Source organism: Enterobacter sp. B79-1 (assembly GCF_057444735.1).
Genome location: NZ_JBYAZJ010000003.1, coordinates 284,584 through 308,030 on the forward strand (window position 1 = coordinate 284,584; position 23,447 = coordinate 308,030).

Below are 23,447 nucleotides of genomic sequence, written 5' to 3' on the forward strand. Positions count from 1 at the left end.
GTTTTACCGCTTAGGGTATTAAGGGTAGTCAACATGACTGGCTGTGGGCGTAAAGTTGGGTATATCCGGAAGGTTCTTAATGAAGCGCTGCCCGACGGTTCGCGGCCGTGGTATAAAAAAAGCGCCAGAAGGAGCGCCTATGACCGATACCCGACATGTCCGCCAGACTTTTCACCGCGCCTCAGGCCTTGAGCTGCGCAGCACCTGGCAGAGCACGCAGGCGTACAAACGCCATAGTCACCCCCAGCTCTCCATCGGCGCGATTGTGGAGGGCCAGACCTGCTGCGTGTGTCACGACAGAGAGTACATTCTTAATCCAGGTGACCTCATCGTGATCCCGGCCCGTGCGCCGCACAGCTGCAACCCCGTCGGCGGGCAACCGCGCAGCTACCATATGCTCTATATCGACACGGAGCTTCCTTTGGCGCTGCAGGTGATTCGTAGCCCTGACCTGTTTGCCCATTACCTGGACGTTGTCGAGACCATGTCTCCAGCGTCCCTGGACACGCTGCTTTCTGCCCTTCCCTACTGTGCGGATAACGCAGACGCGCTTCGCTCAACCAGCCAGCAGGTTCAGGAGGCATTTCTTGCCGATCTCGCCAGCCCACCTTCTCTCGACGAGCTTGCTCAACGCTTCTCGCTGCGCAAGGAGACGCTGATTCGCACCTTCAAACAGGACACCGGCCTGACGCCTGGCAGCTTCCTTAACATCTCCCGCGTGGAGTACGCCAAGACGCGGCTGCGCGCCGGGGATGATATTGCCGACGTCGGCTACCAGAGCGGGTTTGCCGACCAGAGCCATTTTCATAAGACCTTCGTGAGCTACACCGCCGCCACGCCGCGCCAGTACGCCACGGGCCGATCAATATCCGACAATAAATAGGTTCTGCAGCGCCGTACTCTGACCTCGGATTGTTAACCGAGGTCGCTATGGAACTGTTCTTCCCTTCCGCTTTTCTCGCCCTGGCGCTGACGCACTTTGTTGCCCTGCTAAGCCCGGGCCCGGATTTCTTCCTGCTGGTAGGCTACGCCGCGCGCTATCGGGTGCGCGGCAGCGCTGGATTGTGCTTCGGCATCGCCGCGGGTAACGCGCTTTATATTCTTCTGGTGATTATCGGCTGGAGCGCGCTGCGCCAGTTTACGTGGCTGTTTACGCTTATCGAGCTTTGCGGGGCGCTTTACCTGCTGTGGATCGGCTCGCATCTGGTGCGCAGCCGCCCGCAAGCGCTGACGCTGAATGAGACCCATCAGCGCTTTCCCTCGCTGCGTAAGCAGATCCTGCTGGGGCTCGGCTCGGCGCTGCTTAATCCGAAGAACGCGCTGTTCTATCTGGCGCTGATGACGGCGCTGCTGGGGCCGGACGTGACGCTGCTTCAACAGGCGACCTGCGGCGTCTGGATGGTAATGGTGGTGCTGGTATGGGATCTGGCGCTGGTGTCGCTGATGGGGTTAGCGGTGGTGCAGCAGAGGCTCAGCCGCTCGCTGTGGTGGATTGAGCGCACGGCGGGGGTGGTGTTGATGGGGTTTGGGGGATGGGTGCTGTGGCGATTGGTGGCAGATAGTGTTTTGCCTATATAGAAAACCTACAAGAACATTATTACCTTACAAAATAAGTGACTTAGCTATGAGTATTTCTTCCCTGACGTGGCAAGCTAAAGCCAAAGCAATCGTTAAGGGAACAACGTGAAAAATTACAAAGTTATTACGCCACTTTTTCCAACCTATACGCAGGTTCAGGCAATGATGAAAGCCGTCTCCGGCTATTCAGTGCATTCTGTACGTAACATGATCAATGCGATTCAGGAACAAACCGGCACGCCGCAAAACCCCGTTGACTGGTCCGGACCTGATATGTGGATCAACGAACGCCTGAAAGGCGAAGACGCAGAGATCGCACTGAAAATCTGGAACCAGGATAACCACATCCTCAATCCCCGTCATAGTTACGGTAGCTATTTATTTCTTAACTCTTCTGTTTTCGAACTGATGGAAACGACGCCCAAAGATATTTGGGTACCCACCCAGCGCGGGCAACAATTTCTGAATAATGATGACGCCACGCTACGCGCGCTGGACGACAAAGAAGGGTTACTGCAACTTCTTGAACTGCTGGCTGGACGTGAAATGTCCCGCCGTGCTGACTTACTCCCTGAATGGCAGGCTTTTTTACACCAGCATTCAAAATTCGCTTCTACCAGTTCCATCAAAAGCACCCTCTACTCGCGACTCTATAACCTGATCGATCGCGATATGGTCGCCCGTGAAGGGATGAGTTACTACATCACTGATAAAGGCCGTGCATGGCTGGCGAATTCCTTACCGGCCCGCAAAGCCGATCCACGAAAAGAACTTCTGGACGCGGTGAAGCGCTACAACCAGCAGCAAAAAGAGCAGCTTCGCGAACAAATCAGCACCATGAATCCCTACAAGTTTGAGCATTTGATTGGTCAACTTCTGGAGGCAATGGGTTATGAACAGGTGGAAGTGACCAAAGCGTCGGGCGATAAAGGCGTCGACGTAGTCGGTAGAGTACAAGTGGGCATTACCACCATCACGGAAGTGGTGCAGGTTAAGCGTATGCAGAGCAATATTACCCGTCCTGTTATCGACCAGTTACGTGGTGCGTTGCCTTATCACAGCGCGATCCGGGGCACACTCATCACCACGGGGCGTTTTGCCGGAAACTGTGAAAAAGCGGCTCTGCATCCCGGTGCGGCTCCTATTACCTTGATAGATGGTGACCGACTGCTAGAACTGCTAATTGAGAATAATGTCGGCATTCGTCGCAGCAATGCGGTCGAGTTGCTGGACGTGGACTTACAGCTTTTTGATGAGCTGGAAGAGGGATTAAAAGGCGAAATTTAACGTTATCGCACTCTGTCTCCGGGAGACCGTCTGTATCCCAGAGACAGTTAATCAAGCCCCTAACCGATAATCCCAGTCATCCGAATGAATCACGTTACCGTCACGGTAATGCCAGGTAATCTTTTCATAACGAAGTAAAACAAGCTCAATATGCCCCTGCTTTTCATGGTAAGTCTCTTTCACGTCATGCATCAATGAAAATAGCGTGACGACCTTCACCGCTTCCAGCGTTATCGTGAAATAGATTTCTTCCTGACCGGCATCATTGATTCTGTACAGGTCGATAGTCGCTTTTCTGAGGGTACCGCTCGTGCTAAGTGCTTTATAGAGAAAAACGCTGGAGGCATCAATTTCTTTCTCAATAAGAAAGGGACGATGCTGGCGCTTGCTCAACGCTCTACCGTTGTGCAAGTCAGAGTTATAACTCACATTATGATAAAGTCCCAAAACCTCAATCTGGTTTTCTCGGTCTTTAATCTTCACGCTCCCTTTTATAATATTACCCGCATCGTCAATTAATGACATATATCCCGGAATGGCCATTTAAATATCCTTATCGAATGGAACAGAGTGTTCAACGGTGGCGATCATAACAGCGAGGCATCTTTTACCCTTCGGGCTGTTAACTTTAAACATCTCCCTGATGGAATCGACATAAAGCTTATTACTTTCTGCTTCCGTCTCAGGGAAATTGGCAAAAGCGCAGACTTGTTCAATAGTGAGCAACGGTTTATCGTCTTTTAAGATTGCTAAGACATCTTCAGGGTTATGCGGGATGGCTTCAGAAAGTGCCGCCTTTAAATCTTCAGCCGTACTGGCGTCCACCCCGGGTTCAAGGGCACTCGCTACGGCTAACCATGCTTGTGTGCCGCTCCTAATTTTCGGGATGATATGATTCCACCATTCCGACTCACCGTTATCATTTGAATCCAGTTCACTTACAACGGTCCTGGCACCTTTGTCATTTATCATTTGCAATATCTGTTCAGGAGTGTGGTTTTTGGCAAATAAACCCACCGGCAAGCAAAAAAAGAATAGCGCAATAATATACTTCATTATCGCACCACCAGTATTGTGTCACCTGAATCATAAATCATATGACGTTTGTCCTGGCCGTTCATAATGATGCAACCTGCTGATGCCGAACCTGGCGGTTGACCTTTTTTATCCCCATGAATCTGGAAATGATCTCGGCCAAAAGTATTAGTGCCAGCTATAGGTTCAAGAACAATGGCCTCTGCACTTTTGTGATTATTCCATCCGGCAATAAAATAAATACCTCTGGGAATCGGTCCTCTGTTTCGTTGACTTTCACACTCAGGCTTATCTTTCGATTCACCCGCGCCGCTGTAGCAGTGAGCGACAAATTCGCCGTTATGGCTCAATACTCCTGTCGATACTTTATATTCCCATGTCATTAATACCGTCTCCTTGTGCGAATAGTCCTTTATCTTATGACTCACAAGAAAATCGAAATTAGCGTGTCGGTCACAAAACCTTACTATCGAGAATAAATAAGCACAAAAAACATAGAAAAATTAATAATAGATAATTTTGATATATATATTTTTAATATAATAGCCGTTTGTTTGCACAGAGGCTGCGTCTCCCTCCTCTTACACCAGCTTTGCACTTTTGGTGCACAACCCTCTATCCTTAACCCATGGAAAAACATACCGAACTCAAACGCGCCAAGCTGCTGGCGCTGTCGCTGCTGCTGATCGCCGCCGCAGCGTTTATCACCACCTTGTTCCTGCCGCAGACCTTCTGGGTGCGCGGCGTGAAGGCCATTGCCGAGGCGGCGATGGTCGGCGCGCTGGCAGACTGGTTTGCCGTGGTTGCGCTGTTCCGCCGGGTGCCTATTCCGTTTATCTCGCGCCACACGGCGATTATCCCGCGCAATAAAGACCGAATCGGCGACAATCTCGGCCAGTTCGTGCAGGAGAAGTTTCTGGATACCCAGTCGCTGGTGGCGTTGATCCGCCGCTATGAACCGGCAAAAATGATCGGCACCTGGTTCAGCCAGCCGGATAACGCGCAGCGTGTCGGGCAGCATTTGATTCAGGTGATGAGCGGTTTTCTGGAACTCACCGACGACGGGCGCATTCAGCGGTTGCTCAAGCGGGCGGTGCATAAGGCCATCGATAAGGTCGATCTCACCGAAACCAGCGCCGTGATGCTGGAGAGCATGACCAAAAACAACCGCCACCAGGTGCTTCTGGACGCCATCATCAACCGCCTGATTATCCTGATTCAGCGGGAAAGCACGCGGGAGTTTATCTCCGATCAGATTGTCCACTGGCTGAAGACCGAACATCCGCGCAAGGCGATGGTGCTGCCCACCGAGTGGCTGGGCGATCAAAGCGCGGAGATGGTGTCAAACGCGGTGAACACGCTGCTGGACGATATCAGCCACGACCGCAAGCACCAGATCCGCCAGGCGTTCGACCGCGCCACGCTGAAGCTTATCGACAACCTGAAAAACGATCCGGAAATGGCGGCGAAAGCCGACAACATCAAGCACTACCTGAAAAACGATGAGGCGTTTAACCGCTATCTGGGCGAGATGTGGGCCGATCTGCGCCAGTGGCTGAAGGCGGATATGCAAAGCGAGGATTCGCGCGTGAAGCAACGCATCGCCAACGCCGGGCTGTGGTTTGGCGAAACGCTAACAAACGACGCCAGCCTGCGGGCGTCGCTGAACGAGCATCTGGAGCAGGCCGCCCATCGCCTCGCACCGGATTTCGCCGCGTTCCTGACCCGCCACATCAGCGACACGGTCAAAAGCTGGGACGCCAAAGACATGTCCCGCCAGATTGAGCTGAACATCGGTAAAGATCTGCAGTTCATCCGCGTCAACGGCACGCTGGTGGGCGGGACGATTGGCCTGATCCTGTTTTTACTCTCGCAGCTGCCTGCCGTGCTGGGGCATTAGTCTGCTTTAGGTGGCGCGATGACGTAGCGCGTCGCCTCGAAGCGGTTGAGGATCAGGTGCACCAGGAAGACCAACGTCAGCGTTGCGACCAGCGAAAAGGTGACGGAGGTGATGCGATAGAGATCGCTGAACACCAGGTCAGTGTCCGGGTGCATGTTCTGCCCGAACATAATGCCGATGGTGGTGATGCTGGAGAATCCCACGCCCGCGCCCACCTTTTCCATCACGTGCAGGCGCGCGCCAAACGCCAGCCCGAGGCCAATCAGGGGCATCATCAATAGCATATGGCTGCTGTGATCGTAGAGGATCAGCTGCACCACCAGAATATAGAGGCAGCCCAGCACCACGCCGACCACGCGCCAGATAGAGCTCATCACCGAACCGCGGTAGTGCATCGGGAACAGGATCAAAATCCCCGCCATCAGCGCCGAAAGCGAATCGCTCAAGTCGCTAATCTGAAACACCACGAATATCAGCGTCGCGACGGTGCCGGAGAGCAGCGACTCGTGGCGCACGCGCGCATCGTCTTTCTCAATCAGCGGCGGCGGCTTGCGGGGCTCCACATCAGGCAGGAGATAGTTCATCAGCGCGCTCAGGCACACCGCCATGATGCTCGCTTCGATGTTGGAAAACAGCAGCGTGTGCCAGTTGGTAGTGGGGTAGCTCATAAAATTGAGCATCACGCTCTGGCACACCACGCCCATTGAGCCAAACAGAAACAGCGGCCCCTTGCTCATAAAGCGAAAGCGCATCACGTACAGGGCAAACACCACCAGCGTCATGATGACCGGCCATTGCGACAGATAGCCGATGATGAAGATCATTTCGACGCAGTTAAGCGCGGCGCTGAAGATAAACTGCTTCGCCACGTGGCGGTTAAAGACCGGCACCAGCGACAGCAGCATGATCGGGTAGACCACAAAAAACACGCCGTAGCTGGTGTTGTAAAAGCTGGAGATGCTGAGCGCAATCATCCCGGCAAAGACGATGCGCAGGGTCTGGCGAAAGTCGTTTGCCGTGTAGACGATGTTGCCGTGCGGGGTAAACACCCGCGCCAGGGTGCTAATAGACATAGTGAAGCAGGCTCACCAGGTGGATCTGCATCCCGGAGAAGAAGCGCGCAAACGGCCCCTCGCTGTTATAGAGCTGCACGGTGGCGCGCGCGCCGGTCGGCAGATGCTTCGGCAGCGCCTCGTCCAGCGCGACGTGAATGCGCATGCGTTGGGCATCTCGCACCCAGCGGTTGGAGGTCTCCGGTTCGGACAGTTGACCGTTAACCGCTTCTTGCCCGGCGAGGATCCCCGCGTCGCTGCTGGTCACGTGGGCGCGGAACACCTGTCCAGGGAAGGCGTCAAACACCACGGCGGCGTCGGTGCCCTGATGGGTGTGACGCAGGCTCTTCTCGCGGAAATCGGCGACGATATCGGTCTGGTTGTTCACCAGCGCCAGCGCGGCTGAGCCGGACGAAGCGTAAAAGCCAGGGCTTAACTGTAAGTTACTCACCGTGCCGTCCGCTTCTGCGTAAACTTTCGTCCAGCCGAGATTCAGCTCCGCGTCATCCAGCGCGTTGCGGTATTTTTGCAGCGTCACGTTGCGGTGCTCGTCCCGCTCGCCGCGCTGAATACGCAGGTTATGAATATTGGCCTGGATGGAGCTGACGGACTGCTCGCTGCTCTGCCAGGTGGTGCGAACCTTATCCAGATCCGCCTGCGAAACATTCTGCAAGGTGCTCAGCTTCTGGTAGCGGTCGAAGGTCACTTTGTCGTTACGCGCGGTCAGCATGGCGGTTTTCAGGCTGGCCTGCGCGGCGGCGATCTGCGCATCCAGCTGTTCGTTGGAAAGGCGTGCCTGCTCAAGCGCGATTTGCGCCGCTTCCACTTTATTGCGAAACGGCGTGTCGTCGAGCTCAAACAGCAGATCGCCTTTCTTCACCTGGCTGTTGTTGTGGACATGTACTGCCGCCACATAGCCGGAGACGCGCGGAGAAACCGGCGTCACCACGCGCATCACGGTGGAGTCCGGCGTCAGCGGGATCCAGATATCCGCGACGATAAAGTAGACAAACATCAGCAGGAAAGAGGCAATACTTACCCTTACCCAGCGGGCAAACTTTTGTTCAGGAGTCATTATTTTTCGGTCTTGTTATCTTCTTCGCGGATTGTCCGCAAATTGCAGGCGATTTGATTCAGGGTGGCGCTGAAAATGTCGATATGATCCGGCGCGATGTTTTGCGATACGCGCGCCTGATAGGTCTCAATCACCTGATTGAGCCTTTTTAATATGGCTTTTCCCTCAGGCGTCAGCGTCAGAAGCCGGATACGCTTGTCATAAGGCGATACGGCGCGCAGCAGGTAACCCTGCTTTTCCAGCTGTGTCAGAGTGCGCATCAGCGGCGGCAGTTCAATGCCCTGCACCTCCGCCAGCTCACTCATGGAGACGTTATCCCCGAGCTGATGCAGCTGCATCATCACCGTCCAGCTCGACTGGGTTAACCCCGTATCGAGAATGGCATCGTCAATGACGGCACGCCACTGGCGCACGATCATCGCCATCCGCATACCCATCGGCCTGCGGCAGAACAGTTCTTCTTCACTCATGGGGGGAAACCTCTCGTCACACGCGGTCAAGATAATAGTTATCATGGTAAGTATCAAGAAACGAGAGGTAAAAGCGCAGGAATTGCGAAAGGCGTTACGGGAGGCGATTTACACGTAGGCCCGGTAAGCGCAGCGCCACCGGGCTTTTTTTAGCTGCTAAAAAGTCTCTGAACGGCACTTTTCCCCGAAGCCGTCACCACCACCTCCCTGTACCCCGCCACGCGCTGGATCCAGCCTTTGCTTTCCAGATAAATCAACAGCGCCGCGCCGGCCTCACCGCCAAGATGAAACCGCCGCTCGCTCCAGTCCAGACAGGCGCAGCAAGCCTTGCGACGGGGGTGAGGCGTTAGCGGAATACCGAGCGCCAGGAACTGCTCCCGGCCATAGAGTGTCAACGCTGAACCGCCAGCCTCCAGCCAGCCTTCCGCCTGCATAAAATCATAGATTTGGACCGCGACCGTTCCGGCAAGATGGTCGTAGCAGGTTCGCGCTTCGCGCAGGGCTTTCGGCGCGGTGGTTTCCGGCGGGGTAATGCGGCTCCAGGAGAGCCCCATCATCTGCTCGACCAGCGCCGCCACGTCGTGCCCGGCAAGGCGATAGTAGCGATGCCGCCCCTGAGACAGGCAGGTAATCAACTTTCCCTCCACCAGCCGGGCGAGATGCCCGCTGGCTGTCGACGGCGCAACGTCTGCCGCCGCGCTCAGCTCTGTAGCCGTCCACGCCCGCCCGTCCATCAGAGCACAGAGCATCTTCACGCGCGACGGATCGGCCATTGCCGCCGCCACAGCCGCAACGGCCTGTTCCAGCGCCGCGCTGTTCTCAGGAGGTAGGCTCGTTTTTAACATATGTCGCCCAGGGTTCGGTGATCTCTGCGGCCAGCTTATCATTATCCGTCAGCAGAATGAGGTGAACGTCATACATCCGCGTGCCCTCCGGCTTCGGAACAGTACTCCCGCACCAGTTGCGCCACCCGAATACGGTAGAAAGAAAAAATCGACTCTCGCCCTTCGGCCTGCGCGGCCTGATGGAAAACGTTCTGCTTCCAGCGGCGGACGGCCTCTTCGTCGCGCCACCAGGAGAGGGAGAGGATTTTGCCGTCAGTGGTCAGGCTCTGAAACCGTTCGATATCAATAAAGCCGTCGATGTCCGCCAGTAGCGGCTTAAGTTCGGCGGCGAGTTGCAGATAGCGCGCCTGATGCGCGGGCTCGGCTTTGGCTTCGAAAATGACTGCGATCATGGGTGTCTCTCCGTTGTGAGGATGAGGAGAGAATGCAGGAGGAAAAAGCACAATACTTCGGCAAGGAGCGAAGTGTTGTGCCGGATGGCGCTGCACTCAACTTCTCATTGAATTCCGGTGAGGCCACATTTATGATCAATGTACGGATAAATGCCGTACATGAGTAATACCTGTAAAACGAGGCGTTAAGCCCGGATAAAGCTTGAGAATGAAACTATGTCAGCACTGAAGAAACAGCGCATCGATCTCCGGTTAACCGAAGATGACAAAAACATGATCGAAGAAGCGGCGGCAATGACAAACCAGTCGATTTCACAATTCATGGTCAGCACAGCCTCTGAACGCGCAGCAGAGGTAATTGACCAGCACCGCCGCCTGGTCCTTAGCGAAGCATCCTGGAAAACGGTGATGGATGCCATCAGTAATCCGCCTGCGCCAAATGACCGCCTGAAGCAAGCGGCTAAGCGTCTCCTGGATATGGAGTAAAACGTGAACGACGTGAAGATAGGGATTTTTTCAGAAGACGTTGAGTACGACCTAAGCCAGTTCGATTGCGGAGAAGAGAGCCTTAACACTTTCCTGACGGAGCACCTGAAACGCCAGCATCGTGGAAAGTTTTTGCGGGGTTATGTCCTCACCACACGAGAGACAAAACCGCGTATTCTGGGCTATTACACGCTCTCCGGAAGCTGTTTTGAAAAGGCTTACCTGCCCTCAAAAACTCAGCAAAAACGTATTCCTTATAAAAATGTACCGAGCGTCACCCTTGGCCGTCTGGCGATTGATAAACGTATTCAGGGGCAAGGCTATGGAGAATTACTCGTTATTCATGCCATGAAGACCGTTTATTTGGCCTCCTTTGCCGTCGGCATTCATGGCCTGTTTGTTGAAGCACTCAACCATAAAGCCAAAGATTTTTACCTCAAAATGGGGTTCATACCTCTCCTGGCCGAGAATGCATTCACGCTGTTCTTACCGACGAAAACCTTTGAGAGGGTGTTTGAAGAGTGATCCCGGCACGTAACGCCCCGGCTTACGGGGCGTGCATGACCTTCAACAGACTTAACCCAGAACCGACCTCGGCTCCATAAACGCCCTAATCCCCCACTCGCCCATCTCGCGCCCCACGCCGGAGTGCTTAAACCCGCCGAACGGCGCTTTCGGTTCATGGGCAAGCGTGTTCACCAGCACGCGACCGGAAACAATCTGCTGCGCCACGCGTCGCGCGCGGTCCGCATCGCCGCCCAGCACCATCGCGCTCAGTCCGTATTCAGTGTCATTGGCAATGGCGATCGCCTCCGCCTCGTCCTGATACGGGATTACGCACAGCACCGGGCCGAAGATCTCGTCGCGGGCAATGGTCATCTGGTTGTTCACGTCGGCAAACAGCGTCGGGCGCACAAACCAGCCGTCTCGCGTCCCGTCCGGTCGCCCTTCGCCGCCCGCCAGCAGGCGCGCCCCTTCTTCGATCCCTTTGCGGATATACCCCTGCACCCGCAGCCACTGCTTCTCGCTGACCATCGGGCCGATCTCTGTCGCGCTATCGCGCGGGTCGCCGGATTTCACCGCCGCCACGGCCAGCGCCAGCGCGGTTTCGATCTCCGCCTTACGCGCCTGCGGCACCAGAATGCGCGTCCCGGCTACGCACGCCTGCCCGCTGTTCATAAACCCGGCCTGCATCGCCAGCGGGATCGCCTGAGTCAGATCCACATCATCCAGCAGGATCGTCGGCGATTTACCGCCTAACTCCAGGGTCACGCGCTTAAAGCTCTCCGCCGCGTTGCGCAGGATCGCCTTGCCAGTATTCGTGGAGCCGGTAAACGAGATTTTTGCCACGTCCGGATGGCGGCTGAGGGTCTCACCTACCGTCTCGCCGCGCCCGGTGACGATGTTAAACACGCCCGGCGGTAGTTCAGCGTCGCGCAGCGCTTCGGTGACAATCCGGGTTTGCAGGGCGCTCATTTCGCTCGGCTTGATCACCGCCGTGCAGCCCGCCGCGAGCGCGGCCGCCAGCTTGCCGCAGATAAAGCCCGCGTCGCTGTTCCACGGCGTGATAAGCCCGGCCACGCCAAGCGGCGTCATTTGCACCGTGGCTGCGCCTGCGCGGGTGACGAATGCAAACGCCTCCAGCGCCTCAATGGCCTGAGCAATCACCTCCGCCGGATAGCTGGCCATCCACGCCGAGCGCGAGGCGGGGGCACCGTACTCTTCAATGACCGCTTCGAGCAGATCGTCGTGGCGAGCGGCCACTGCGGCGTGCATACGTTTTAGCGCTGCGATGCGTTCCGGCTTTGTAGTCTGCGACCACGCCGGAAACGCCGCTTTTGCCGCCGCAATGGCGCGCTCTGCGTCGACCTCATCTGCCAGACGAACCTGGCCGATGACCTGCGCCGTCGCCGGGTTGTACAAATCAAACCACTCGGTGCCGTGCGGGGTAACAAATTCGCCGTTAATAAAGATCTGTTCGATGGTGTGCATATAAACCTCCTCAGGCCGTGTGAGCACAGTCTGGCACGGCTTCTCCGTTTCGATAATCCACGCTATGCTGCAAGGGTTGTTTCGATTTTCAGGATAATCTATGCATCGTTCAGGTCTGACAGAGCTGGAAGTGGTGATGGCGGTAGTGCGGCGCGGCAGCTTTCGCGCCGCGGCGCAGGAGCTGGGCATGTCCGCCACGGCGGTAAGCAACGCCATCGCCGGGCTGGAGAGCCGCCTTGATACCCGCCTTTTCAACCGCACCACCCGCAGCGTGGCGCTCACCGACGCCGGACAGCGCTATGTGGCGCGTATCGGCCCGGCCCTGCAGGAGATCCGTCTCGCCGGCGAGGAGATCCACAGTGACGCCGGGGAACTTACTGGCACGCTGCGCCTGAACGTGCCGAACCATATCGGCACCCTGTTTCTGGACCAGCTGCTGATCGACTTTATGATCCGCTACCCGAAGATGCGCGTAGAGACCGCCAGCGAAGCGCGAATGATCGACATCGTCGCGGAAGGTTTTGACGCGGGGATCCGCCTTGAAGAGTCCGTGCCGCAGGACATGATCGCCGTGCCGCTGACCGGGGAGATCCGCCAGCTGGTCACCGCCACGCCGGACTATTTTGCACGTCACGGCATTCCGCAGACGCCGGACGATCTGCTTTCACATCAGGGGATCGGCATGCGCATGGCCCACGGCGGGATCTACCGCTGGGAGCTGGCGCGTCGGGGTGAGACGTACGCCCTTGCCGTGCCGCCGCGCTTTGCGACGTCCGATCTTTTTGCCTCGATCCGCGCCGTGAAAGCGGGATTAGGGGTGGGATTTTTGCCAGAACTCTATATCCGTGAAGAGCTTGAGCGTGGAGAACTGGTGAGCGTCTTAAACGACTGGGCGCAGCCCTTTGCCGGGCTGCGCCTGTATTACCCCGGCCATCGCCACGTTCCGCCAGGGCTACGGGCGCTGGTGGCGATGATCCGCGAGCGCGGGATTATTCCAGGTTAGCCTTATTCAGCCCGTAAGCCGCATCCAGCGAGCCGGGTTCCATGCGGGAGGTGATCCCCAGACGGTTCCAGGCGTTGATCGCCACGATGGCGAAGTTCAGCTCTGAAATCTCCACGTCCGAGAAGTGCTCTGCCACGCTGCGGTACAGCGCATCGCTCACGCCGTGAACGCCAATCTGGGTCAGCGCTTCGGTGAAGGCCAGCGCGGCTTTCTCGCGGGCGCTGAACAGCGGGGACTCGCGCCAGGCCGCCAGATGGTACAGGCGCAGCTCGCGCTCGCCGCCGATTTTGGCCTCTTTCGAGTGCATATCCAGACAGAAGGTACAGCCGTTCAGCTGCGACACGCGAATGTCGATCAGGTGCTTCAGCGCCGGGTCGATGGAGGTTTTTGCCACTTCCATGCTCAGGGCGGACAGGGCGTTGGCGAGGGCAGGTGTAGCTTTATGGTGGTTGACGCGAGTGCTCATGGTCTTTCCTCTTTTTGTGCGGCATATGTCATGCGATGAGGCAAATCTACGCCCTTCATGACATAGTAAAAAGATACAAAAATAGCGAAACGAGGTAGGACATGAAGCCGGGCTATCACGAGATTTATTCCCGCTATCGCGACAATATCACGCGCGGCGTGCTGAAGCCGGGCGATAAGGTGCCCGCCATCCGCGTGCTGGCGGAAGAGCTGAAGGTGGCGCGTAAAACCGTCGAAACGGCCTATGCCATTCTGTCGGGTGAAGGGTATCTGGTGAGCCAGGGCGCGCGCGGCACGCGGGTGAACCCGGATTTACTGCTGCCGGGTAAGACTGCCCCTGCGGAACAGCCCACCGGCACACTTCCGGCATCGCTCATCAGCCAGCGCGAGCGGGCGGGGTTTCTGCGCCCCGGCATCCCGGCCCTCGACAGCTTCCCGTATAAAAAATGGCTGCTGCTGGCAGGCCAGGCGACGCGCGCCATGCGTCAGGAGGAGATGCTCAACCCACCGGTGCTGGGCTGGTATCCGCTGCGCCAGGCCATCGCCAGCTATCTGAACATCTCGCGCGGGCTCTCCTGCACCGCCGAGCAGGTGCTGATCACCAGCGGCTATAGCGGCAGCCTGCGGTTGATCCTCGACACGCTTGCCAGCCGCAGCGACAAGGTGGTGTTTGAAGATCCGGGCTATTTTATGGGCCAGCAACTGCTCAAGCGGATCGTGCCTCGCCTGCACACCGTGCCGGTCGATCGCTGCGGTATCGACACGGACTACCTGCTCCGTCACCATCGCGACGCCCGTTTTGCCATTGTCACCCCGTCGCACCAGAGCCCGCTGGCGGTCACCCTCTCCCTGCCGCGCAAGCAGCAGCTGCTCGACTGGGCCAGCCAGAACGAGGCGTGGATCATTGAAGACGATTACGACGGGGAGTTTCACTACACCCGCAAGGTGCTGCCGTCGATGAAAAGCCTCGACCAGCACGACCGGGTGATTTTTATGGGGACCTTCAGTAAAACCATCATGCCGTCGCTGCGCATGGGCTACGTGGTGATGCCCGCCAGCACCGTCGGGGCCTTTACCGACTGCGCGGACATTACCACCAGCGGCCAGCCGGTGCTGACGCAAAAGATCCTCACCGCGTTTCTCAACGAAGGGCATTTTTTTCGTCACCTGAAAAAGATGCGCGCGCTGTATCAGACCCGCCGCGACTGGATGATTGCCGCCCTGCGCGAGGTGTATGGCGATCTGTTTTTCACCGAGCAAAACGACGGCGGGATGCATATCGTGGCGTTTCTGACCAGAGGAAGCGGTGACCGGGAAGTGGCGCGCTGCTGGCAGGAACAGCAGCTGCAGGTGAATGCGCTGTCGGAGTGGTATCGCGGATCGGGTAAACGCTACGGGCTGGTGATGGGCTATAACAACGTGCGGACATATCAGGAGGCGGTGGATTTACTGGAAAGGCCGAAATGGCAGACATTTGCGCTGTTGAGCTGAAAAGCGCCCGGTGGCGCTACGCTTACCGGGCCTACGGGATCGAGTAGGCCGGGTAAGGCGTAGCCGCCACCCGGCGACGACGTAGATCACACATCATACCGCGACAACCCAACGTCCTTGAGCTGCTCGTCGCTCATCTGGCTCAGAATGCGGCGGGTACGGTTGATGCGATACCAGTTGCAGATCGTTTTGCCGATCCAGACAAACACGACGAACGGACGTTTTGAACGGTTCTCATAGAATTCCATGATGCTCTCCTCACTGTACCAGTGGGGTTATCATCCTGGAAATCGACCTGTGCAATACAGACTCAAAAACAGCTTTTGTTTACCATACAGATCCGCTAAAACAGTATCTGCATGCCATTTTTTACGGCAATCTGTACTGGTTTTACAATCTGTATGGTGAAAACAAAGGATACAGCATGACGCGCTATCAACATCTCGCCAACCTTCTGGCAGAACGCATTGAACAAGGGCTGTATCGCAGCGGCGAACGTCTGCCGTCGGTGCGCACGCTGAGCCAGGAGCACGGCGTGAGTATCAGCACCATACAGCAGGCCTATCAGATCCTCGAAAACCTCCAGCTGATCACCCCCCAGCCGCGCTCCGGCTATTTTGTTTCGCAGCGCAAAGCCCAGCCGCCGGTTCCGGCCATGACGCGCCCGGTGCAGCGTCCCGTGGACGTCACCCAGTGGGATGAGGTGATGATGCTGCTGGACGCGCGTGCCGACAAAGAGATGATTTCGTTTGGCGGCGGCTCGCCGGATATTAACCAGCCGAGCCTGAAGCCCCTGTGGCGCGAGATGAGCCGCATCGCGCAGCATAATCCGGGGGAAATGCTGAGCTATGACGTGCTCGACGGCCGCCTGGAGCTGCGCGAGCAGATCGCCCGCCTGATGCTGGACGGCGGCTCCACCGTCGCGGCGAACGAAATTGTCATCACCAACGGCTGCCACGGCGCGCTGTCGATCGCCCTGCTCTCGGTGTGCAAGCCGGGGGATATCGTGGCGGTAGAATCGCCGTCGTTTCACGGCACCATGCAGATGCTGCGCGGGTTTGACATCAAGGCGATTGAAATTCCTACCGATCCCGAGACCGGGATCAGCATCGAGGCGCTGGAACTGGCGCTGGAGCAGTGGCCGATCAAGGCGGTGATCCTGGTGCCCAACTGCAATAACCCGCTCGGGTTTATCATGCCGGAAGCGCGGAAAAAGCAGGTGTTAGCCCTGGCCCAGCGGCACGATATCGTGATCGTGGAGGATGACATTTACGGCGAGCTGGCGGCGGAGTACCCGCGCCCGCGCACCATTCATTCGATGGATATCGACGGCCGCGTGATCCTCTGCAGCTCGTTTACCAAAACCGTGGCGCCGGGCCTGCGCGTCGGCTGGATTGTGCCGGGGCGCTATTACGACCGGGTGATGCACATGAAATACGCCGCGGGCGGGTTTAACGTGCCGGGGACGCAGATGGCGGTGGCGGCGTTTATTCGCGACGGGCATTACCATCGCCACGTGCGCCGTATGCGTCAGATCTATCAGCAGAATATGGAAACCTACACCTGCTGGGTGCGGCAGTATTTTCCGGCCGAGATTTGCGTCACGCGCCCGCAGGGAAGCTTCCTGCTGTGGATTGAGCTGCCGGAAAAGGTCGACATGGTGTGCGTCAGCAAGCAGCTGTGTCGGCTGAAGATCCAGGCCGCGGCCGGGTCGCTGTTTTCCGCCTCCGGGAAGTACCGCAACTGTCTGCGGATCAACGTGGCGCTGCCGCCGACGGACAAAAATCGCGAGGCGTTGAAGAAGATGGGTGAAGCGATTGTGATTGCGATGGAGGAGTAGCGCAGCCTGATGCCCTCACCCCAGTCCTCTCCAACGGTTCAGTAAGCCCCTACAGCGGGCTGGTTTAGATGCCATTACTCAACCAGCCGCTGAGTTACAGAGCGCTGCCCTGCTCCTGACGTGACGGCGCGTGCGTCAGGAACTGCACCTCAACGCGGCGATTACGCTCATCGCTGGGTGAAATCCCTTTTAGCGGCTGAGAGTCGCCAAAACCGGCCACAATCACACGATGCGATTGCTGATCGTTGAGGTTCGCAATTAACAATTTACGTGCTTCACGGGCTCTGGCAGCCGAGAGCGTGTAGTTATCGTCATACACGGTACAGAACCTGGTGTAATCGACCACAGGGTTATTCACGCTGATGTTATCCGTGTGCCCCTCAACAAAAACCTGAGTGTTCGTCGAACCGCTCACGAACGCCTGAATCCGTGGTGCCAGACGAGCAAGTGCATCTCTTGCCTGATCGGTGATACAGGCACTACCGCGGGCGAAGATTTTATCGCGCAGCGTAATTTTTCCGCTGGCTATATCAAACCCCACCAGCGCAGCATCCCCCTGATCCGCCATCTCCTGCTGCATGCTGTGCATCATGGCATTCAGTTTCTGTTGAGCGGCTGCCTGGCCGCTGTTTTTCTCCTGCTCGCGTTTTACGTCAGCCACTTTGTTTTGCAGTACCGATAACACCAGCATCAGCATCACCACGGCCATGACCCCTGCCATTAGATCGGAAATAGAAATCCACTCATTCGGTTTATCTTTCATCGGCAATATCAGACCTCAACACGTTCGGCGACAAGCTGTTGAGCCGGGAGCAACTTATCGATGCGGGTGCACAATGCAGACACCTGAGTGGTGATCTGCTTAACGGTTTCCGGCAGTGTACCCAGCAGATCGAAGGCCTCGTTAAAGCGCGTGATGTAGTGCTCCATCTTACGGTTGCCTTCGGAAACGGCGGCCAGACCGAGAGCGATCTCCTTCGTGACGCGCTGAATATAGTTTGTCATAGAGGTGACTTGTTCATTCAGCGTCATGCTGGTTTCGGAGAATTCATCCATCGCCTGACGTTGAATTTTCGCCGCGGCTTCGGTTCTCTCTTTCACCGTGGTCATGGTTAAGTCGATCTGCGAAGACATGTTGTTAACCGACTCGCTGATCTGCGAAGTGGCGGATTCCAGCTGGTTGGCCATCTGCGTCATGTTGCCGCGGAAAGACGCATCCATGCTTGCGATAGCACCGTTTAAGGAGGTTTCTATCTGGCCCATTGTCGTACTGAGCTGATGAGTAGACTCCGCCAGCTTATCGCTCATCTGCTGCACGTTGCGAGTGAAGTCGGCATTCATCTCATTAACTACCTGCGTCAGCTCTTGCTTAATGCCGGTCATGACCTCACTAAGTTCGGCACCCAGCGCGGTAACCACCTTTTCCAGGCTCATCGCCGAGCCAGAGACTTGCTGCGAAGCATCACTCATAGTAGTCGCCGCCTGCTGCAGTGCCACCAGGTTCTCTTCACTTTTACGGGTGTAAGTTTCCAGCAGATTGCGCGACTGATTATTAATATCTGCGATCTCTTTTAACGCCGCCAGATGGTATTGATGACGCTGTGCTTCCTGCTCTTCACTGCGTTTTGCCTGCTGACTGAACTCCTCGCGCAACGCGACAGTTTGCAGCGCCATCGCCTCCACCAGACGCTCGGTAGCCGCGTCACGTCCAGCTTCACGCTGCTGCTGCCGGGAAGCGTTTTCCTCCGCCCGCTGGGCATATTCTTCGGTCAGGGAGTGCTGCTGTTTAGCCATACACCAGTTGAGACGGCGCTCTTCATAGCCGTTTTTCGACTCCCAGATTTTGAGGGCGATAAAGGCAATAATCCCCCAGGTTGAGGTTTTGAATTTCGTGCCCAGCCCCTGCATCATCTCCATCAGGTCGCGCATGGAGGAGTCCATTGCACCAATGCTGTTTCCCGCGTTATGCAAAATGCCGGAAGCTTTATCGAGCGCCAGCCCCAGCCCAAGAAAGGTTCCCAACAGACCAAGGATCAACAGCATACCCGGCATAATGGCGGCTATTTTCTCAGCTTTGGTCGCCAGTGATTGGCTCAGCTCAGCGGCCGATCCCATTTCTGCACTCACCCCCGGCTGAGCAGCCTGTAACCCACTTTTCTCCCAGGCCTGCTGCCAGCGCGCTTCCTGTGCATTGCGCCTGACGGAGAGCCAGGTGTAGATTACTGCCAACAGCATGGCGCCGAAAAAGCCCATCTGCAGCGCATCAAAGCCAGGGATCAAAAAGTGGCCAATTTCAGTCAGCAGATTCATGCAGCCACCTCGACGAGCAGACCCGCTTCAGTACGTTTCTGGCAATCGGCAGCAAAGATGTTGGCGAAATCGGTAATTAAGCTCTGTTCCTGCCGGGAAAGAGAAGACCAGGCGCGATCGTTTTGCGAGCAGTCGATCAGCAGTGCACCCACAGTCGCCCCCTGATCGAGCAGATACGCTTTGCCTTCCGCAATCAGCTGCTGTTCTTCTTTTTCCAGCATCTGCAGAAAGCCTTCCGCCGCGTTGACGTAGCTTTGGCGCGCCAGTAGATCGTCGCCTAATTGTTCCAGATCGGCCGTATCACGCGGCAAGGTGATTTTAAGATCGTTCAGCACGCCCACTTCAGCCGGTTCAAGCTCTTCGTATTTTTGCGCGCGCACCAAACGGTTATGCAGCAAACGATCTTTCGAAAGCGCGCTGTTTTTCTTCTCCCACTCTTCTTCCAGCAGCTGACGGCTTTTCTCCCATGCAATAATCATCTCTTCGAAGACAAACGGGATAATCGGCTTGCCGAATAGTCTCTGAGTGAGGCTATCCAGACGCAGAGTATCGGCATCGCTAAACTCTGCCTCCTGCTGGATCAGCGCATTCGCGGCATAAACCATAAAGTGCATATCCGCATCGACATCACTGATGGACTTCACGGCCTGCATACGGGTTTCATAGAAGGCGAGCAGCTTTTGCACTGCACGCAGGCGCAGGAAATACTCGAAGTCCTGCAGCGTATCTCGCTTCACGGCGATATCCACTTCTGCTTTTGCGATAAGATAGCTGTTCACCAGTGCGAAAGCCGACACAGCCTCTTTCTCCTCACCAGTCAATTCACCTTCCGCTTCAGCCATAGCCTGAGCATGATGGCGAGCCTCTTCAAGCTCCTGCTCTTCCATTTGTTTCTGGTGGGCGTTTTTACACCAGTTAATGACCCACTCCAGAGCTTTCTGCAGCTTTTTTACCAGCGGCTGTTTATCAAGTTTTTCCAGCCATGCAAGCGCGCGATCCAGCCCCGCCAGCGCGCTCTTTACCCATGGCAATGTGATAAAACCGCCTAGCATCTGAAGTATTTTGCGTCCCGTGCTGATATGCGGCTTAATGCGTTGCCACATCTGGTTGACTTTACCAACAAAACCTTCCGCTTTTTCTGCCATGAAACCGATCGCTTTTCCGGCCATTTCTTTTGCTTTGTTGACGACGGATGAAGCGACATCACGTACGTACGAGACTGCAGAGCAAATACGACTCCATAAACCCATGATTCAACCCTTAGCTCAAACCGAGCATTTTTTTTGCTGTGTTAATGTGTGGTGGAACGAAAGATGCCGCGTTCGATATCGCGCCGTAAGCATCACGAATTTGCGCAAGTGCACTTTCAAGATGCTTAAGCGTTAGTTTTTGTTCTGATTCCAGTACGGCTTTAGGTAGCGCCAGGCGCATGGCATTGCGAATATCCCGGCCAGAGAGCCCTTCGGAGAGAGACACGGCGCTTTCCAGCATCGTTTCCCGCGCATCGGCAAGCGGAATAGCGCGCACGAGCAATTTTTCCCAGATGCGAAAACGCTCCTGGCTGCCGGGTAACGTAAAACCAACATGGTGAGAGATACGGCTGAGGAATGCGCTGTCGTAGTTTTTGACGAAGTTGGTAGCAAAGATGACGATACCGGTATGCTTTTCCAGCTCAATCAGTAAGGTGGAACGCATCGCGTTTACTTCATTATCAATGCCCTGAGTAACAGATGAGAGACGTTTACCCAAAAGGGTGTCTGCTTCATCAAAGAACAACACGGCCTCTTCCCCCATGGCCTGACGGAAAAGAGCAGCGATATTTTTCGCGGTTTCCCCCATAAATTTGCTTTCGAGATCGGCAATACTGACAACCATAATCTTGCGCTTAAGCGAACCCGCCAGCGCCTCTGCCGTCAGGGTTTTGCCGGTTCCTGGTGGACCAAAAAAATTCAGCACGATCCCGTTCCCCATAGGGTCGACCGCTGCGAATCCCCACTCCACGTAAATTTTATGGAAGTGGTCAATTTTGGCTCTGGCTTCATCAAGCTGGGCAATGACCTGCGTCGTCAGCGCCACATCGTTTTCTAGCGTAAAACGGGGAATAACCGCTGATGCAAACGCCTTATTTTCTTCACCGGCTGCTTTCTCCAGGCCCTGCGTAAATTGCGGTCGAATTCGTCCCAAAGACATGTATTACCTCATTATGGGCTGTGGGAAATTTGAATTAAGTTGCTGGGGCAATATTGGTTAACGGCAGGAGCATCGAAAACTCCAATGATATTTCCTACCGTTTCGAGCAGACCTACCAATATTGGTCAGTGAAAAGAAAATAGAGGATGGTACTGACAAAATGTGTCAGAAAAAAATATGGTTCAAGAAATATGAAGAATACCTGGAAAAGGTTCCAGGCATCATCATGATTACGCTTTAAGAGGAAGGGGGGCGATGGAAACCAGCTCCTGGAGCAGTAGCGCGTTATCTTCCGATTTAAATAACAGACGCAAATCTTCCTGCTTACGGGTAAAGGCAAGTGACTGTGGCTCAACGCGACCGCTGATGCTCTCCTTAACTTTGCTATTACACCACTGGCGGTAATGTTCCAGCGTGGCAGCATAGCGGCGTGAGTTTTCGCGCATCAGGTGCTCTGCCAGCCTGAATTTCCCGTAGCGATCGCAAAGTTGACTCTCGATATAGACCGCTTTTGGCACCAGATCGAGCATGAGAGTAATGAAATCCAGAACCTGTTCTAAATGCCTGTCGCTGAGTTTATCGGCAAAGGAGAGCAAGTTATCAATAAACGAGAGAACCTCGTTGCGTTCATTGCCCATTCGGACAATGAGGTGTGCCGCAACGTCATGCGTCTCATCCACCAGCGTGCGATCCAGCAACATAACGCGAGCAGACTCCACGACGCCAAAGTAGCGAGACAGTTTATCCATGTAGAAAATAACATTCTGCGCGTGCACATCTTCGGAGATCAGATCCATGCTCTGCTGCAGTTGATCAATTTTTTTCGACAAATACATGGTTTGCACCACCATTGCCCCCACGATAATCCCCGTGGAGACGCCGACTGCAGCTAGCTGAACGGTCTGTGCCATTTGTGTAAGTTGTTTGATGTCGCCAATGGAGGCCGTTTCCAGCACCACCTCTTTTAGCGGAAGGTGTTGAGCGATCCCGCTTTTACCGGACATGGCGTGCCAGTACGCGACGCCATCACGAATAATGACGTGCCCGGTTTCCAGCGCGCTTTTAACCTCTTTGTACACATTCACCCAGTCGATAGTAAGCAACGTTTCCTTCATCAAAAGAAATCTCCACCTTTGTTTAGCATTTGCTGGCGCATGGCAGCAATTTGCACCACGGCAGGCAGCGTAACGCGAAACGCCGGGCCGCTGATGGCCGGGATAGTCAGTAACGCCGTAATGGCCATGCCGATCGGACCGGCAAAAATCCCAATCGCGCGTACCAGTCCCGCATTGGCGGCAAGCGCCAGTCCCCTGCCCAGCACCGCTTTCGCAACGGCATTCGCCACGATCATCGCCACCTGATAGGACATAAATCCGCCCATACGGATTGCGGTGATGATTGCCGTCAGTGCTGCACCACTAGCAAGATTCCCGTCAATTTTGAGTTCGCGGCGGATGTTGCGGCGCTCTTCCTCATTCATTTTATCCCAGGAGTCAGTGAACAATTTTGCGAGAAGGGCCTGCTCAATATCGACAGTATCCGCAGAGAAATCGGCTTTAACGGAGAGTTTCTTGCATACGTCCGTCAGGATTTCTTTATAAAGCACGCCGTTACCACGGAAGAGGTTAACAAAGGTATCGCCACCGAAATGTTGTAGCTCCGCCCCGATGAGTTGCCAGACCTGCTTATAGTTTTTACCTGCATCCTGAAATGCTTTCTCACCCGTTAAGGACTCAGTGTAACGCGTCGACCCGTCTTTATCCGTGGTGAGATAGTTAACCAATACTTCCAGCATCTCGTTGTCCGAGTAGTGAAGTAGCTCCAGGTCTTGATCTGTTCTGTATTTTCCCATTATCTCTTACCAGCCGAAGGCTATTTTCAGTTTTAATTGCGTAATTTTTAAGGGTGCCTGATAGGTGTTAACGGCATTTGCAGAAAAAACTGCAATGAAAACCCTTCTCTTTTTAGGTAGTACAAGAATAACTGCAGGTAATGACAGAACATGTCAGCGGAAAGCAGAAAAAAACGGCCTTAAC

General features: G+C 55.5%; 26 protein-coding genes. 9 read left to right on the forward strand and 17 right to left on the reverse strand.

The window, feature by feature from the left end:
* Positions 1-139 precede the first annotated feature (139 nt).
* The 3 genes from AC2T6E_RS11735 (at position 140) to AC2T6E_RS11745 (ending at position 2,865) form a co-directional block, all read left to right on the forward strand.
* Positions 140-883, forward strand: coding sequence for an AraC family transcriptional regulator (locus AC2T6E_RS11735; RefSeq protein WP_212474391.1), 744 nt, complete (start codon positions 140-142; stop codon positions 881-883).
* A gap of 47 nt (positions 884-930) precedes the next feature.
* The gene (locus AC2T6E_RS11740) at positions 931-1,578 is read left to right on the forward strand and encodes a LysE family translocator (protein WP_486691856.1); all 648 of its coding nucleotides are present in this window, start codon (positions 931-933) and stop codon (positions 1,576-1,578) included.
* A gap of 105 nt (positions 1,579-1,683) precedes the next feature.
* On the forward strand, positions 1,684-2,865 hold the full coding sequence (locus tag AC2T6E_RS11745) for a restriction endonuclease (RefSeq protein WP_460212778.1): 1,182 nt from the start codon (positions 1,684-1,686) through the stop codon (positions 2,863-2,865).
* Between the two features lie 51 nt (positions 2,866-2,916).
* On the opposite strand, the gene tssD is transcribed toward AC2T6E_RS11745, so the two are convergent.
* Genes tssD through AC2T6E_RS11760 form a run of 3 tightly spaced genes read right to left on the reverse strand, consistent with a single transcriptional unit; the run spans position 2,917 to position 4,283 of the window.
* On the reverse strand, positions 2,917-3,408 hold the full coding sequence (tssD, locus tag AC2T6E_RS11750) for a type VI secretion system tube protein TssD (RefSeq protein ID WP_486691859.1): 492 nt from the start codon (positions 3,406-3,408) through the stop codon (positions 2,917-2,919).
* Positions 3,409-3,921, reverse strand: coding sequence for a hypothetical protein (locus tag AC2T6E_RS11755; RefSeq protein WP_182402994.1), 513 nt, complete (start codon positions 3,919-3,921; stop codon positions 3,409-3,411).
* A complete protein-coding gene (locus AC2T6E_RS11760; protein WP_023334375.1) occupies positions 3,921-4,283 on the reverse strand; it encodes a tlde1 domain-containing protein in 363 nt (120 codons plus the stop codon). Before AC2T6E_RS11760 ends, AC2T6E_RS11755 begins: the two co-directional genes overlap by 1 nt.
* 245 nt (positions 4,284-4,528) lie before the next feature.
* Here AC2T6E_RS11760 and AC2T6E_RS11765 point away from each other — a divergent pair, with 245 nt between their 5' ends.
* Entirely contained in the window at positions 4,529-5,800 is a 1,272-nt protein-coding gene (locus tag AC2T6E_RS11765; protein ID WP_486691862.1) for a DUF445 domain-containing protein, read from the forward strand.
* On the opposite strand, the gene AC2T6E_RS11770 is transcribed toward AC2T6E_RS11765, so the two are convergent.
* From AC2T6E_RS11770 to AC2T6E_RS11790, 5 genes are all read right to left on the reverse strand, one after another.
* Complete coding sequence (locus AC2T6E_RS11770) at positions 5,797-6,873, reverse strand: DUF2955 domain-containing protein (protein ID WP_120159641.1); 1,077 nt, start codon at positions 6,871-6,873, stop codon at positions 5,797-5,799. The genes AC2T6E_RS11765 and AC2T6E_RS11770 overlap by 4 nt on opposite strands.
* Positions 6,863-7,930: an HlyD family secretion protein gene (locus AC2T6E_RS11775; RefSeq protein ID WP_348573185.1), complete on the reverse strand. Its 1,068-nt coding sequence runs from the start codon at positions 7,928-7,930 to the stop codon at positions 6,863-6,865. The genes AC2T6E_RS11770 and AC2T6E_RS11775 overlap by 11 nt, the downstream gene beginning before the upstream one ends.
* The gene (locus AC2T6E_RS11780) at positions 7,927-8,397 is read right to left on the reverse strand and encodes a MarR family winged helix-turn-helix transcriptional regulator (protein ID WP_214605972.1); all 471 of its coding nucleotides are present in this window, start codon (positions 8,395-8,397) and stop codon (positions 7,927-7,929) included. Before AC2T6E_RS11780 ends, AC2T6E_RS11775 begins: the two co-directional genes overlap by 4 nt.
* 149 nt (positions 8,398-8,546) lie before the next feature.
* A complete protein-coding gene (locus AC2T6E_RS11785) occupies positions 8,547-9,242 on the reverse strand; it encodes an ArsR/SmtB family transcription factor (protein ID WP_486691865.1) in 696 nt (231 codons plus the stop codon).
* Positions 9,243-9,310: 68 nt separating this feature from the next.
* Entirely contained in the window at positions 9,311-9,634 is a 324-nt protein-coding gene (locus AC2T6E_RS11790) for an antibiotic biosynthesis monooxygenase family protein (protein WP_348573129.1), read from the reverse strand.
* Between the two features lie 216 nt (positions 9,635-9,850).
* Here AC2T6E_RS11790 and AC2T6E_RS11795 point away from each other — a divergent pair, with 216 nt between their 5' ends.
* Together AC2T6E_RS11795 and AC2T6E_RS11800 are read left to right on the forward strand one after the other, a co-directional pair.
* Complete coding sequence (locus AC2T6E_RS11795; RefSeq protein WP_348573130.1) at positions 9,851-10,120, forward strand: type II toxin-antitoxin system TacA family antitoxin; 270 nt, start codon at positions 9,851-9,853, stop codon at positions 10,118-10,120.
* Positions 10,121-10,123: 3 nt separating this feature from the next.
* Complete coding sequence (locus AC2T6E_RS11800; protein WP_126817509.1) at positions 10,124-10,645, forward strand: GNAT family N-acetyltransferase; 522 nt, start codon at positions 10,124-10,126, stop codon at positions 10,643-10,645.
* Between the two features lie 51 nt (positions 10,646-10,696).
* Here the strand turns inward: AC2T6E_RS11800 and AC2T6E_RS11805 are convergent, their stop codons facing one another.
* Positions 10,697-12,112 carry an aldehyde dehydrogenase family protein gene (locus AC2T6E_RS11805; RefSeq protein ID WP_486691870.1) on the reverse strand — a complete coding sequence of 472 codons (1,416 nt, stop codon included), beginning with the start codon at positions 12,110-12,112 and terminating at the stop codon, positions 10,697-10,699.
* Between the two features lie 100 nt (positions 12,113-12,212).
* On the opposite strand from AC2T6E_RS11805, the gene AC2T6E_RS11810 reads away from it, so the two are divergent.
* On the forward strand, positions 12,213-13,115 hold the full coding sequence (locus AC2T6E_RS11810) for a LysR family transcriptional regulator (protein WP_454539764.1): 903 nt from the start codon (positions 12,213-12,215) through the stop codon (positions 13,113-13,115).
* Here AC2T6E_RS11810 and AC2T6E_RS11815 read toward each other — a convergent pair.
* Complete coding sequence (locus AC2T6E_RS11815) at positions 13,102-13,581, reverse strand: carboxymuconolactone decarboxylase family protein (protein WP_131634093.1); 480 nt, start codon at positions 13,579-13,581, stop codon at positions 13,102-13,104. The two genes, AC2T6E_RS11810 and AC2T6E_RS11815, sit on opposite strands and share 14 nt — an antisense overlap.
* Before the next feature lie 101 nt (positions 13,582-13,682).
* On the opposite strand from AC2T6E_RS11815, the gene pdxR reads away from it, so the two are divergent.
* Positions 13,683-15,071 carry a MocR-like pyridoxine biosynthesis transcription factor PdxR gene (pdxR, locus tag AC2T6E_RS11820; protein WP_447854365.1) on the forward strand — a complete coding sequence of 463 codons (1,389 nt, stop codon included), beginning with the start codon at positions 13,683-13,685 and terminating at the stop codon, positions 15,069-15,071.
* Positions 15,072-15,157: 86 nt separating this feature from the next.
* Here the strand turns inward: pdxR and AC2T6E_RS11825 are convergent, their stop codons facing one another.
* Positions 15,158-15,319 (reverse strand): DUF1127 domain-containing protein, encoded by a 162-nt coding sequence (locus AC2T6E_RS11825; RefSeq protein ID WP_023334364.1) that lies wholly within the window; start codon positions 15,317-15,319, stop codon positions 15,158-15,160.
* A 176-nt stretch (positions 15,320-15,495) separates the two neighbouring features.
* Here AC2T6E_RS11825 and AC2T6E_RS11830 point away from each other — a divergent pair, with 176 nt between their 5' ends.
* Positions 15,496-16,911 carry an aminotransferase-like domain-containing protein gene (locus AC2T6E_RS11830; protein WP_089598044.1) on the forward strand — a complete coding sequence of 472 codons (1,416 nt, stop codon included), beginning with the start codon at positions 15,496-15,498 and terminating at the stop codon, positions 16,909-16,911.
* A gap of 94 nt (positions 16,912-17,005) precedes the next feature.
* Here AC2T6E_RS11830 and AC2T6E_RS11835 read toward each other — a convergent pair whose 3' ends face one another.
* From AC2T6E_RS11835 to AC2T6E_RS11860, 6 genes are all read right to left on the reverse strand, one after another.
* Complete coding sequence (locus AC2T6E_RS11835) at positions 17,006-17,674, reverse strand: OmpA/MotB family protein (RefSeq protein WP_182403337.1); 669 nt, start codon at positions 17,672-17,674, stop codon at positions 17,006-17,008.
* 8 nt (positions 17,675-17,682) lie between these two features.
* Positions 17,683-19,221 carry a hypothetical protein gene (locus tag AC2T6E_RS11840; RefSeq protein ID WP_431642218.1) on the reverse strand — a complete coding sequence of 513 codons (1,539 nt, stop codon included), beginning with the start codon at positions 19,219-19,221 and terminating at the stop codon, positions 17,683-17,685.
* On the reverse strand, positions 19,218-20,471 hold the full coding sequence (locus AC2T6E_RS11845; protein WP_182403333.1) for a hypothetical protein: 1,254 nt from the start codon (positions 20,469-20,471) through the stop codon (positions 19,218-19,220). Before AC2T6E_RS11845 ends, AC2T6E_RS11840 begins: the two co-directional genes overlap by 4 nt.
* Positions 20,472-20,481: 10 nt before the next feature.
* Positions 20,482-21,411, reverse strand: coding sequence for an ATP-binding protein (locus AC2T6E_RS11850; RefSeq protein ID WP_182403331.1), 930 nt, complete (start codon positions 21,409-21,411; stop codon positions 20,482-20,484).
* 230 nt (positions 21,412-21,641) lie between these two features.
* Positions 21,642-22,526, reverse strand: a complete 885-nt coding sequence (locus AC2T6E_RS11855) for a hypothetical protein (RefSeq protein ID WP_182403329.1) — start codon at positions 22,524-22,526, stop codon at positions 21,642-21,644.
* On the reverse strand, positions 22,526-23,263 hold the full coding sequence (locus AC2T6E_RS11860) for a YaaW family protein (protein ID WP_486691878.1): 738 nt from the start codon (positions 23,261-23,263) through the stop codon (positions 22,526-22,528). The genes AC2T6E_RS11855 and AC2T6E_RS11860 overlap by 1 nt, the downstream gene beginning before the upstream one ends.
* Positions 23,264-23,447 lie beyond the last annotated feature (184 nt).

What these genes read in the sequence shown, in the direction of transcription:
- AC2T6E_RS11735 (WP_212474391.1), top strand. Translation starts at nt 140, where the DNA reads ATGACCGATACCCGACATGTCCGCCAGACTTTTCACCGCGCCTCAGGC.
- AC2T6E_RS11740 (WP_486691856.1), top strand. Translation starts at nt 931, where the DNA reads ATGGAACTGTTCTTCCCTTCCGCTTTTCTCGCCCTGGCGCTGACGCAC.
- tssD (WP_486691859.1), bottom strand. Translation starts at nt 3,408, where the DNA reads ATGGCCATTCCGGGATATATGTCATTAATTGACGATGCGGGTAATATT.
- AC2T6E_RS11755 (WP_182402994.1), bottom strand. Translation starts at nt 3,921, where the DNA reads ATGAAGTATATTATTGCGCTATTCTTTTTTTGCTTGCCGGTGGGTTTA.
- AC2T6E_RS11760 (WP_023334375.1), bottom strand. Translation starts at nt 4,283, where the DNA reads ATGACATGGGAATATAAAGTATCGACAGGAGTATTGAGCCATAACGGC.
- AC2T6E_RS11765 (WP_486691862.1), top strand. Translation starts at nt 4,529, where the DNA reads ATGGAAAAACATACCGAACTCAAACGCGCCAAGCTGCTGGCGCTGTCG.
- AC2T6E_RS11770 (WP_120159641.1), bottom strand. Translation starts at nt 6,873, where the DNA reads ATGTCTATTAGCACCCTGGCGCGGGTGTTTACCCCGCACGGCAACATC.
- AC2T6E_RS11780 (WP_214605972.1), bottom strand. Translation starts at nt 8,397, where the DNA reads ATGAGTGAAGAAGAACTGTTCTGCCGCAGGCCGATGGGTATGCGGATG.
- AC2T6E_RS11785 (WP_486691865.1), bottom strand. Translation starts at nt 9,242, where the DNA reads ATGTTAAAAACGAGCCTACCTCCTGAGAACAGCGCGGCGCTGGAACAG.
- AC2T6E_RS11790 (WP_348573129.1), bottom strand. Translation starts at nt 9,634, where the DNA reads ATGATCGCAGTCATTTTCGAAGCCAAAGCCGAGCCCGCGCATCAGGCG.
- AC2T6E_RS11795 (WP_348573130.1), top strand. Translation starts at nt 9,851, where the DNA reads ATGTCAGCACTGAAGAAACAGCGCATCGATCTCCGGTTAACCGAAGAT.
- AC2T6E_RS11805 (WP_486691870.1), bottom strand. Translation starts at nt 12,112, where the DNA reads ATGCACACCATCGAACAGATCTTTATTAACGGCGAATTTGTTACCCCG.
- AC2T6E_RS11810 (WP_454539764.1), top strand. Translation starts at nt 12,213, where the DNA reads ATGCATCGTTCAGGTCTGACAGAGCTGGAAGTGGTGATGGCGGTAGTG.
- AC2T6E_RS11815 (WP_131634093.1), bottom strand. Translation starts at nt 13,581, where the DNA reads ATGAGCACTCGCGTCAACCACCATAAAGCTACACCTGCCCTCGCCAAC.
- pdxR (WP_447854365.1), top strand. Translation starts at nt 13,683, where the DNA reads ATGAAGCCGGGCTATCACGAGATTTATTCCCGCTATCGCGACAATATC.
- AC2T6E_RS11825 (WP_023334364.1), bottom strand. Translation starts at nt 15,319, where the DNA reads ATGGAATTCTATGAGAACCGTTCAAAACGTCCGTTCGTCGTGTTTGTC.
- AC2T6E_RS11830 (WP_089598044.1), top strand. Translation starts at nt 15,496, where the DNA reads ATGACGCGCTATCAACATCTCGCCAACCTTCTGGCAGAACGCATTGAA.
- AC2T6E_RS11835 (WP_182403337.1), bottom strand. Translation starts at nt 17,674, where the DNA reads ATGAAAGATAAACCGAATGAGTGGATTTCTATTTCCGATCTAATGGCA.
- AC2T6E_RS11840 (WP_431642218.1), bottom strand. Translation starts at nt 19,221, where the DNA reads ATGAATCTGCTGACTGAAATTGGCCACTTTTTGATCCCTGGCTTTGAT.
- AC2T6E_RS11845 (WP_182403333.1), bottom strand. Translation starts at nt 20,471, where the DNA reads ATGGGTTTATGGAGTCGTATTTGCTCTGCAGTCTCGTACGTACGTGAT.
- AC2T6E_RS11850 (WP_182403331.1), bottom strand. Translation starts at nt 21,411, where the DNA reads ATGTCTTTGGGACGAATTCGACCGCAATTTACGCAGGGCCTGGAGAAA.
- AC2T6E_RS11855 (WP_182403329.1), bottom strand. Translation starts at nt 22,526, where the DNA reads ATGAAGGAAACGTTGCTTACTATCGACTGGGTGAATGTGTACAAAGAG.
- AC2T6E_RS11860 (WP_486691878.1), bottom strand. Translation starts at nt 23,263, where the DNA reads ATGGGAAAATACAGAACAGATCAAGACCTGGAGCTACTTCACTACTCG.